Below are 9,514 nucleotides of genomic sequence, written 5' to 3' on the forward strand. Positions count from 1 at the left end.
CGGGCAGCAGCACGGACAAGCCCTGTCCGTGGGCACGCTTGGACTTCATTCCGCTGAGCTGGGGCTCCAGTGCATGCGCGTAGAGCGGCGGGCTGTTGTCGACCCCCGATCCCGCGATCATGGAGGCATAGAGCAAGCAGGAACGGGCATGAATGTCCTCCGGCTTGGCGATGGCCTTTGGCAGGCACTCGGAGATCGGGCGTACCGTCTCGCCCCCGAAAGCGACAGATAGGGGATTTGCAGCCATGCTTGTAGCGGCTTCGATCACGTGATTGACCGCGTCGATCGAGACGTAGCGAGTCTGGTCGGGCGGCAGTTTGGTCGTCAGTGCCGGATCGTTTATGGAGAAGAGCGGATAGATGCAGTCTTGGGCTATCGCTCCCGGACCGAAGTAGACCGTCGTTTTCAGGCGGACTCCCATCATCTTGCCTGTGTCGAAGTCCTTGTCCCACATCGTTTAAACGCCCCTTCCCATCGTATGAAAAAGTGGTTGATTGAAAAAATCTCTGCTCGTATGACATGGCACTCCCTATTTTCCCGGAGAGAGGCGGACCTGAATTTGTCCGTAGCAGATTCTGCCGGAAGCGGTAAGGTTTTGTCGTCCGAGAACGCTGTTGTTTTTGTTGCGTTCGAGTGTCGGCCGTATCGTGCGCCATGCGTGCCGTATCCTGCTGCAAGTGAAGGAGGGAATGGCGGGGAGGCGGGAAGCGCGTTTATGGGAGCGTGGAGGAAACTGCAAAAATTGTTATTGTCGCTGGAATGAGACTGGAATGAGAGAGGAATGTCCGGCCGACAGCCGAGAGGCCGGTTTCGATGCGGCCACAATGAGTTTGTTGCGGGGACAGGGAAACATTCCTATTTTTCAAGGGCAGCGGAAGAACGGAGAAGCCGTTTTTTTAAAAAATCCTTCCGGTCGGTACCTGCGCCCTATACGACACGAGCTCTGTTTTCCCGTGGTTTTGTTGACCTCGATATGTTGCTTGATCTTTTTGGGGGAATACGGTATGCTGTATCCTAAGTCGAATGATTCAGTCTAATTTGAGGTCGCCTTTGCGATCCCACCCGAGGAGGGGATGGTTTGCTGGGTGCGTTGAGGCTGGAGGAGATCCGTCCCATACGTGAGATCATCTACGACCGCCTGAAGGAGGCGATCCTCTCGGGCGAGATCGGGGATGGGGAGCGGCTGATCGAGTCGGACATCGCCGAACGCCTGAACGTCAGCCGCACTCCGGTACGGGAGGCCTTCCGCATGCTGGAGTCGGACGGGATACTGGAGGCGTTGCCCCGGCGGGGCGTCGTCGTCAGGAACATGGCCGTCGACGACATCGTGGAGATCTACCGTATCCGGCAGGCCCTCGAGGTGATGGCCGTCCAGAGCGCTACGGGCCGAATTCGTCCGGCGGAGATCGCGGAGGCGCGGATGCATTTGAACCATGCCGAACAAAACCTTGCCCGGCATGATTACAATTCCTTTTACGCCGACAACGAACGGTTTACCAATGTGCTTGTCCGTGCCAGCCGTATGCCCCGAACCATCCAATTGATCGGAACCTATCGGGAGCAGCTCGCGCGTTTCAGGCGGATCACGCTTTCCTCCGACAGCCGCCGGTCGGTGGTCGTGGGGGAGCACAGGGCCATTCTGGATGCCGTCGAGTCCCGGGATGCAAAACTGGCGGGAAGTCTGGTTCATGCGCACTTGGATGCGGCGTTGGCGGTCTGCGTGGAATTTTTTACCCAGGAGCGCTCCGACGTGTAGGCCGGACTGCCGGAGAGAGGAGGGATGCGCCGGGCCTGTTTGCGGTGAGGTAAGCCAAGAGGTTTGCGTTGAGTTGGCATGAGAGCTCATTACCGACAGGAGGTTCGAAAATGTCGAAGAGAGTGTTGTCCCTGGTCTTTTTGCTTCTCTTTGCCGCGTCCGCCTGGGCGGCGGATTTTCCCTCCCGGACGTTCGAGTGCATCGCACCGGCGGGACCCGGCGGTGGGTGGGATACGACAATGCGTATGGTCACCAAGGTCCTCAAGGAAAAAGGTTTCGTCACGCAGGCCATGCCCGTGGTCAACAAGCCTGGCGGCGGAGGCGGCGTGGCGCTGGCCTACATCGCCCGCAAGAAGGATCCGCACGTCATCACCGTCTATTCCCCGCCCCTGCTCCTCATCAATCTCACCGGGCAGACGCCGCTCAGCTACAGGAACGTCACGCCGATCGCCATGATGATCAACGACTTCGGGGCCTTTGTCGTACCCAAAAACTCCCCCTACAGGAACATCAAGGACGTCTTCGAAGCGCTGAAAAAAGATCCCCGCAGCGTTAAGGTGGGAGGGGCCTCCTCCCCCGGCAGCATGGACCATATCCAGTTCCTTCAGGCCGCCAAGGCCGCCGGAGTGACGGGCCTCAAGGATATTCCCTACGTCGCTTTCCAGGGGGGAGAGGCTCTGGCCGCATTGCTTGGCGGACATATCGACCTCTACTCCACCGGCATGGCCGAGATTGTGGGGCCCCTCGAGGCGGGGGAGCTCCTCGGCCTTGCCCTGACCAGCCCGCAGCGCGTGGCGGATGGGCCTCTGGCCAATGTCCCCACCCTGCGGGAGGAGGGGATCGACGCCGTATTCATCAACTGGCGCGGCATCTTTGGGATCCCCGACATGCCCGAGGAGGCCCGGGCCTTCATGGAGGACGCCCTGAGCAAGGTCGCCGGCACGGAGGAATGGAAGGCTATCTGCCGGCAAAACGGCTGGACCGAGGCTTATATGGGATCCGCCGAATTTGCGGCCTTTTTGGAGAGGACGAACGCCGAGTACCAGGACCTCCTGAAGGACATCGGCCTGCACAGACAGCAGTAGGGCGGCGCTTGTCCTCACCTGCGTCCGCCTCCTGCGTTTTTGCGCGGGAGGCGGATTTTTGAGCGGTTCATCACCCTTTGGCATCGATATCGGCAAGGAGGGATCTCTTTGAGACGGGATACCGTGGTGGGCCTTTTTGCTCTGACCGCCGGAACGGCCTATAGCGTCATGACCTGGAACCTTCCCCGGGCGACCGTTGGCGATGCCCTGGCGCCCCTGATGTTCCCGGGCATTTTGGGGGGGCTCATGATCCTTCTCGGTCTGGGCGTCCTGGTCATCGACCGAAAACGATCGCTTCGGGGCGAGGCGGAGCGCCCCCCCGAAGTCAAGGATCCGGGGTACTGGAAGCTGATCCTCGGCACGGTTATGGCTTGCGCGGCTTACGGGCTCGCCTTCGATGCGCTGGGCTACGTTCTTTCCACGGCGCCTTTTCTTTGGACGCTTCTGATGCTGGCGAACGAGCCCGGGCGCTGGAGGCAAAACCTTCTCCTCTCGGCGGCCTTTACCTTCGTGCTCTGGCTTGTCTTCGTCAAGGGTTTTCAGATCAATCTGCCCACGTTTTTCCAGGGCGGCCCCATCTGAACGGGAGGTCTGGCCGAATGGATACTGGAGTGTTGAGCAACCTGGCTTTTGGCTTCTCCGTGGCGCTGCAGCCGATGAATATTCTACTCATGACCCTGGGATCCATGCTGGGGACGGTTTTGGGAATGCTGCCGGGCCTTGGGCCCTCCACGGGCATTGCGCTTCTTTTGCCCCTGACGTTCACGATGAAGCCCGAGATGGCGCTGATCGCGATGTGCGCCGTCTATTATGGCGCCATGTTCGGCGGGTCGCGCAGCTCGATCCTCTTGAATATCCCGGGCGACGGGGCGGCGGTGGCCTCGTGCTTCGACGGCTACCCCATGGCGCAGCAGGGGCGGGCCGAGGCGGCGCTGGCGATATCGGCCATCGCCTCCTTCATCGGCGGTCTGGTCGCGTCGGTCGCCTTCGTCGCCCTGGCCCTGCCGGTCGCCCGATTTGCCCTGCGTTTCGGGCCTCCGGAGTATTTCGTCCTGATGGTCTTCGCCCTGGCCGCGACCGCCGCCATCTCCAAGGAGGTGCTGCTGAAGGGGCTGATCTCCATGCTGATCGGCCTCATGCTGACGACGGTAGGGATCGACCTCCAGTCCGGGGTGCAGCGCTTCACCTTCGGCTCCGTCGAGCTGTTGAGCGGCATCGACTTCGTGGTCGTCATCATCGGCGTATACGGGATCGGCGAGATCCTGAAGGAGTACCGGACCCTGCGCCTGAAGGGGGAGGCGCACGTCCAGAAAACGTTCGGGCGCATCTGGATCACTCGGGAGGACTGGCGAAGAAGCTGGCTGCCCATCCTGCGCCAGACGCCCATAGGCTTCCTGATCGGCGTGCTTCCCGGCGCGGGGGGAACCATTGCGGCCATGATGGCCTACAACAACGAAAAACAGTTGTCGAAACGCCCCGAGGAATTCGGGCACGGCGCGGTGGAGGGGCTCGCCGCTCCGGAGGCGGCCAACAACGCCTGTTCGATCGGGGCCATGATCCCCATGTTCACCCTGGGCGTCCCCGGGTCGGGCACGACTGCGGTGATGCTTGGGGCCCTCATGATCTACGGCCTGCAGCCCGGCCCCTTGCTGTTTCAGCACAATCCCGAGATCGCATGGGGCGTCATCGCATCGCTCTTCCTGGCCAACGTGGTGTGCGCCTTCATCAACATTCCGCTGGCGGGGCTGCTGGTCCGGGTTCTGGCGATTCCTCCGAGGCTGCTCTATCCCCTGGTCGTCGTCCTGGCCTTCCTGGGGGTCTACACGATCAACTACAGCGCCATGGAGTTCGTGCTGCTGACGGGGCTGGGGCTTCTGGGGTATTTCATGAAGTGCTTCGGGATTCCGACGGCGCCCCTGATCCTGGCGGTGGTGGTGGGGTCCTCGATGGAACAATCCTTCCGGCAATCGCTGATGCTCTCGAACGGCAGCATGCGGATCTTCTTCCGATCCACGATCTGTCTGTCGCTCTGGGCGCTCGCCGCGTTGTCCCTCGCATGGCCCTTCATATCGGACCGGATGAAGTCGGCGGGGACGTCGGCACGCAAGGGCTGAGGCGACATCCTTTCCGTTTTTCGCGGAACGTTCCGATGGCGAACACGATGCGGGAAATTCTGGAGGCGCGGGAGGCGCGTTGGCTGCGTCGCCTCGAGCTGAGCCGCAGGGGAACGGTGCTGACGGTGACCCTGAACGTCCCCGGCCCCGACAAGACGGCGCCGCACTGGGTGAATGCCCATCGGCGGCTTTGCGCTATACTGGAGTGCGGATTGCGGCCCTTCGGCCTTCGGTACCGGGAGCGCAACGTCGCCGCGGACGGGGCCGAGGCGCATTTTGTCCTCGGGACTGACGCCCTGAAGGCCAAGGAGATTGCGGTCCGTTTCGAGGAGGAGCACCCCGCCGGCCGTCTCGTCGACGCCGACGTGATGGATGCCTCGGGGCGTCCCGTCGGGAGGGATGTCCTGGGGCTGCCGCCGCGCCGTTGCCTGTGCTGCGGCCGGCCGGCCCGGGACTGCGCCGTCCTGCGGGCCCATCCGCTCGAAGAGGTTCTGGCGCGGGCGGAGGCGATCCTGGATGTCGTTTGGGAAGGGGCCGGGGGCGGCGAGCGCCGCGATGGCTGAAAGGGGAACGGCATGAACAGCCTATACGTCTTCAACATAGCCCGGCTCGCCGTCGGGTCCCTTTTGAAGGAGGCCGCGGTGCATCCGAAGCCGGGTCTGGTCACCCCTTTGGACAACGGCTCCCACGCGGACATGGACTTTCAGAATTTCATCGACAGCGCCATGGCGCTTCTCCCCTGTTTTCTAAACTGCGCCTCCATCGGGCTGGAGACGCTGGAGCTGGGGGCGGAGGACGTCCTGGGCCTCTTGCGCGTGACGGGGCGTCAGGGCGAGTGGGAGATGCTCAGGGCGACCGGCGGGGTCAACACGCACAAGGGCGCCATCTTCCTTCTGGGGCTCCTTTGTGCGGCGGCCGGGCGCCTTGCGGCACAGGAAAGGGAGTCGACGCCCAGGGCCCTGGCCCTGACCGCGTCCTCCTTCGTTCGGGGGATCGTCGGTAGGGAGCTCGCCGATCTGACCCTGGAGCGCTGCAGGACGGCGGGCGAGCGCGCCTTTGTCCTTTATGGGCTGGAGGGGGTGCGGGGAGAGGCGGAACGGGGTTTTCCAACGGCGCTTCGCGCCGCCGGGCGGATGCGCGAGCTCGAACGGAACGGAACCCTCTCGTTCAGGGAGCGTGCGGCACATGTCCTGATCCATATCGTCTCCGAGAATGCGGACTGCAACCTGGTGGCGCGAGGGGGGCTGGACGCGATGCTGAACGTCCAGGCGGAGGCAAAAGAAATCCTGCAGGCCGGGGGAATGTTGACGCCCTCCGGCCGGGCCGGGATAGCGGAGATGGAGCGACGCCTCGTGAGCCGTAATCTGAGCCCCGGCGGGAGTGCGGACATCCTCTCGGCCGCGCTGTTCCTCGAGGGGGCGCACGCCTGCCGGACGGATTGAGTCCTTCGCGGCGGAGTCCGGACGTTTCCAGCCCGCCGGATCAGTACCTGAGCCCGTAGGCGGGGTAGTAGATCCTCTGGTCGCTCAAGCCCTCTTTTTGTGCGGCGAGAGCCTCCTGTCCCCGTTCGCCCATGTTGTAGGAGAGCACGGAGGTCAGAACGTGGACGACGAACATGGGGCCGATCAGGCTGCTGCCGAACGTCGGGGAGCGGTCCCCAACGTAGAAGGGGAGGTCCGAATACCCGCAGATGGGGGCGGCGGGACTGTCCGTCAGGGTGACGATGTGGGCTCCCCGGCGGGAAATTTTTTCCACGGCCTCCGCAACTTCGATGACGTAGCTGGGAAGTTCGCAGACGATCAGCATGTCGTGCTCCCCGATGGCCCGGGACTGCTCGAGGAGCGAGACGGAGCCGCGGCGCATGAGGATGGTCTTCAGCCCCAGGCCCGTGAAGCGGGTGTAGAACCATTCCGACACCAGCGCCGAGATGCCCCATCCCATGCAGTAGATGGCCTCGGCGTTCTTGGCGGCCTCGCAGAAGGCGATGATGGATTCCGACGAGAGGTTGTGCAGGGTCTCCTCCAGGTTGGCCTGTTCCAGCCGGCAGAGGTCCTGAGGGATGTGGGGAGCCTCGACCTCCTCCGCGATGGAGGAGGGCACGACCTGTGCGAGCAGCGCTTTCTTGAGGAGGTCCTTGAGCCCGGCGTATCCGTCGAACCCCAGCATGCGTGCCACCCTGACCAGTTGGGCTTTGGACACCGAGAGCTTGTCGGCCACCTCACTGATGGAACGAAAAGCCACCTCCGAGGAGTTCCCCAGGAGATATTCCGCGACGCGGCGGGTCTTTGTGGGAAAAGTGTCCATCCTGTCCCGAATCTGCTTTTCCAATTCTTGAACGTTCATGTCGTCTCTCTCTTTTCTTTGACTGCCTTATGCAGTACCGGCTCACAGTTTATTTTAGAAAAATCATCGTGTCAAATCATATTTGACGCCATGAAAAAAGGTGTTATAATACTCTGGTGTCGCCGGGCTGGTGGAAGTGGTAGACACACGGGACTTAAAATCCTGGGGACTTCGGTCCGTGCGGGTTCGAGTCCCGCGTCCGGCACCAGGACGGACACCGGTTGAAATCGCGGGGTGGAGCAGCCAGGAAGCTCGTCGGGCTCATAACCCGAAGGTCGCAGGTTCAAATCCTGCCCCCGCAACCAATTTTAATTGGCGGCATAGCTCAGATGGCTAGAGCACGCGGTTCATACCCGCGGTGTCACTGGTTCGACTCCAGTTGCCGCCACCAATTCAGATTGACGAGTCGAAGCCCGCTTCTAAGCGGGCTTTTTTGTCGTCCCGCCTTTTCCTGCATCGCGCCACTCCTCTTGGCTCAAACGATAGAGGCAGTGCGGACGCAGGGGGCTGCCGCAGGGGACGAGCGGGTGCTCGAAGTTCGCGGGACTCCTTTTCATGCCGATCCGCCGCATCACGGCCTGGGAGCGCAGGTTGGGCAGGGCGGTAAAGGACACGACCTCGCCCAGCCCGAGCGTCTCGAAAGCGACCTGCAGGGCCGCTCGAGCGGCCTCCGTGGCGTAGCCCTTTCCCCAATGCGGGCGTGCGAGTCTCCAGCCGATCTCGACGCAGGGCGAGAAGGGGAGCGCGACGTCGGGAACGTGCAGCCCGACGAGCCCGACGAAGGTGCCGGTGCCCCTCCTCTCTACGGCCCAGAACCCCCAGCCCCGCTCGTCGATCAGGATGCGGCATCGGTTTGCCATGGCGTCGCTCTCCGTCCGGGAGAGCGGTGCGGGAAGGAACCTCATGACCTCCGGGTCCGCATTCATCTCCGCAAAGGGAGGATAGTCGGCCTCGGTCCACTGTCTCAGCCTCAGACGTTCCGTCTCCGGCTGCAGGAGCTCCATTTTCCCCATCCCCTGCTTTAACCCCGGTGCTCCCGGATCAGATCCTCCAGAAAGGGCGGCAGCACGAAGGCGGCGCGGTGTACGGCGTTGGTGTAGTAGCGCGTTCCCTCGACCTCGCGGATCGGGGTTGCGGGGTCCGGGGAGAGGGATGCCGCTCCGTAGGTCCACATTCCCGTGGGATAGGTGGGCACGGCGCCCCAATACATCCGCACGACGGGGAAGACGGCGCGCATCTGATCGATGGCCTGCCTCATCAGCGCCGTGTCCGCAAATGGCGACTCGGTCAGCTCCACCATCAACCCCTTGGGGGTCAGCACCTTCTTGATGTCCTCGTAGAAGGGGGCCTGGAAGAGGCCGGCGGCGAAGTCCACCGGGTCGGTGCTGTCCACGATGGCCACGTCGAACCGGTCGGACGTGGTGCGGATGTATTCCATGGCGTCCATGCAGCGTACGTCGGCGCGGGGGGAATCCAGAGCGCCGCTCACCGTGGGCAGCCAGCGCTTCGAGGTCTCCACGACCCTTTCGTCGATGTCGATCAGGGTGCAGACCTCGATGCAGGGATGCCTCAGAACCTCGCGCAGGATTGCCCCATCGCCGCCCCCAACGATCAGAACCCGTTTGGGGTCCGGATGGGAACAGATGGGGACGTGCGCCATCATCTCCGAGTAGCAGAACTCGTCCCGTTCCGTGAGCTGGATTGCGCCGTCCAGCATCAGGGTTCTGCCGTATTCCGGCGTGTCCACGACCAGGATGTCCTGCCAGGGGGTCCGCTCCTGATGGAGGACGTCCGAGACCCTCAGCGAGAGCCGCAGGTGCTCCGTCTGGTCCTCCGTCATCCAAAGGCTGTTCGAGCGTTTTTCCCGTGTCACCGGTTTTTTGTCGGTTTCGCTCATGTCGATCCCTCCGTTTGAAATGGTCCGGTTTCGGAACAAGGGTAGCATGGAGCCCCGTCGGCCCGCAAGCCGCATAAGGCCCATTTCGGGCCTCCGTCCGCCGCACGCCGCCTTTTGCGTAGGGGCGTCGTGCGGCCTAAAGGCGCCGCGACGTGCTTTGGCGGAGTCGGCCGGGTTCGGGACGGCGGGCTTCGGCCGAGGTCGGTTCCATTCGGGGGCGCGTGTCAAGGGACAGAGAAAATGTCATGGTTGAAAGGGTGAAATGGGACAGAGAAAATGTCATCCCCCCCGGCCTTGCTTCCTGCTCAAGTTGCATTGA

9 protein-coding genes, 3 tRNA genes and 1 pseudogene are annotated in these 9,514 nt (G+C 62.7%); 9 read left to right on the forward strand and 4 right to left on the reverse strand.

Features of this window, described 5'->3' with window-relative positions:
* Positions 1-4: 4 nt before the first annotated feature.
* Positions 5-454: pseudogene (locus EII26_RS13670) on the reverse strand (hypothetical protein); the annotation flags it as partial.
* Positions 455-1,078: 624 nt separating this feature from the next.
* Between EII26_RS13670 and EII26_RS04330 the strand changes: the two are divergent.
* The 6 genes from EII26_RS04330 to EII26_RS04355 all read left to right on the forward strand — a co-directional run bounded on the left by EII26_RS04330 (position 1,079) and on the right by EII26_RS04355 (position 6,397).
* Positions 1,079-1,756, forward strand: coding sequence for a GntR family transcriptional regulator (locus tag EII26_RS04330; RefSeq protein ID WP_124887924.1), 678 nt, complete (start codon positions 1,079-1,081; stop codon positions 1,754-1,756).
* 110 nt (positions 1,757-1,866) lie between these two features.
* Complete coding sequence (locus EII26_RS04335; RefSeq protein ID WP_124887925.1) at positions 1,867-2,841, forward strand: tripartite tricarboxylate transporter substrate binding protein; 975 nt, start codon at positions 1,867-1,869, stop codon at positions 2,839-2,841.
* A 108-nt stretch (positions 2,842-2,949) separates the two neighbouring features.
* Positions 2,950-3,423, forward strand: coding sequence for a tripartite tricarboxylate transporter TctB family protein (locus tag EII26_RS04340; RefSeq protein ID WP_124887926.1), 474 nt, complete (start codon positions 2,950-2,952; stop codon positions 3,421-3,423).
* A gap of 17 nt (positions 3,424-3,440) precedes the next feature.
* Positions 3,441-4,955, forward strand: a complete 1,515-nt coding sequence (locus EII26_RS04345) for a tripartite tricarboxylate transporter permease (protein ID WP_124887927.1) — start codon at positions 3,441-3,443, stop codon at positions 4,953-4,955.
* Between the two features lie 35 nt (positions 4,956-4,990).
* A complete protein-coding gene (gene citX / locus EII26_RS04350; RefSeq protein WP_158612155.1) occupies positions 4,991-5,518 on the forward strand; it encodes a citrate lyase holo-[acyl-carrier protein] synthase in 528 nt (175 codons plus the stop codon).
* Between the two features lie 12 nt (positions 5,519-5,530).
* Positions 5,531-6,397 carry a triphosphoribosyl-dephospho-CoA synthase gene (locus EII26_RS04355; protein ID WP_124887929.1) on the forward strand — a complete coding sequence of 289 codons (867 nt, stop codon included), beginning with the start codon at positions 5,531-5,533 and terminating at the stop codon, positions 6,395-6,397.
* Positions 6,398-6,437: 40 nt separating this feature from the next.
* Here the strand turns inward: EII26_RS04355 and EII26_RS04360 are convergent, their stop codons facing one another.
* Positions 6,438-7,298, reverse strand: a complete 861-nt coding sequence (locus EII26_RS04360) for a MurR/RpiR family transcriptional regulator (protein ID WP_124887930.1) — start codon at positions 7,296-7,298, stop codon at positions 6,438-6,440.
* A gap of 121 nt (positions 7,299-7,419) precedes the next feature.
* On the opposite strand from EII26_RS04360, the gene EII26_RS04365 reads away from it, so the two are divergent.
* The 3 genes from EII26_RS04365 (at position 7,420) to EII26_RS04375 (ending at position 7,689) form a co-directional block, all read left to right on the forward strand.
* Positions 7,420-7,506: transfer RNA gene (locus EII26_RS04365), tRNA-Leu, on the forward strand.
* Positions 7,507-7,526: 20 nt separating this feature from the next.
* Positions 7,527-7,603, forward strand: a tRNA-Met gene (locus tag EII26_RS04370).
* 9 nt (positions 7,604-7,612) lie between these two features.
* A tRNA-Met gene (locus EII26_RS04375) sits at positions 7,613-7,689 on the forward strand.
* 28 nt (positions 7,690-7,717) lie between these two features.
* Here EII26_RS04375 and EII26_RS04380 read toward each other — a convergent pair.
* Together EII26_RS04380 and speE are read right to left on the reverse strand one after the other, a co-directional pair.
* The gene (locus EII26_RS04380) at positions 7,718-8,302 is read right to left on the reverse strand and encodes a GNAT family N-acetyltransferase (RefSeq protein ID WP_124887931.1); all 585 of its coding nucleotides are present in this window, start codon (positions 8,300-8,302) and stop codon (positions 7,718-7,720) included.
* A 17-nt stretch (positions 8,303-8,319) separates the two neighbouring features.
* On the reverse strand, positions 8,320-9,195 hold the full coding sequence (speE, locus tag EII26_RS04385; RefSeq protein WP_124887932.1) for a polyamine aminopropyltransferase: 876 nt from the start codon (positions 9,193-9,195) through the stop codon (positions 8,320-8,322).
* Positions 9,196-9,514 lie beyond the last annotated feature (319 nt).

Source organism: Fretibacterium sp. OH1220_COT-178, from assembly GCF_003860125.1.
Classification (GTDB): Bacteria; Synergistota; Synergistia; order Synergistales; family Aminobacteriaceae; genus CAJPSE01.

Excerpts from the sequence above, each read along its gene's own strand:
- speE (WP_124887932.1), bottom strand. The coding sequence starts at position 9,195 with ATGAGCGAAACCGACAAAAAACCGGTGACACGGGAAAAACGCTCGAAC.
- citX (WP_158612155.1), top strand. The coding sequence starts at position 4,991 with ATGGCGAACACGATGCGGGAAATTCTGGAGGCGCGGGAGGCGCGTTGG.
- EII26_RS04360 (WP_124887930.1), bottom strand. The coding sequence starts at position 7,298 with ATGAACGTTCAAGAATTGGAAAAGCAGATTCGGGACAGGATGGACACT.
- EII26_RS04345 (WP_124887927.1), top strand. The coding sequence starts at position 3,441 with ATGGATACTGGAGTGTTGAGCAACCTGGCTTTTGGCTTCTCCGTGGCG.
- EII26_RS04355 (WP_124887929.1), top strand. The coding sequence starts at position 5,531 with ATGAACAGCCTATACGTCTTCAACATAGCCCGGCTCGCCGTCGGGTCC.
- EII26_RS04335 (WP_124887925.1), top strand. The coding sequence starts at position 1,867 with ATGTCGAAGAGAGTGTTGTCCCTGGTCTTTTTGCTTCTCTTTGCCGCG.
- EII26_RS04380 (WP_124887931.1), bottom strand. The coding sequence starts at position 8,302 with ATGGAGCTCCTGCAGCCGGAGACGGAACGTCTGAGGCTGAGACAGTGG.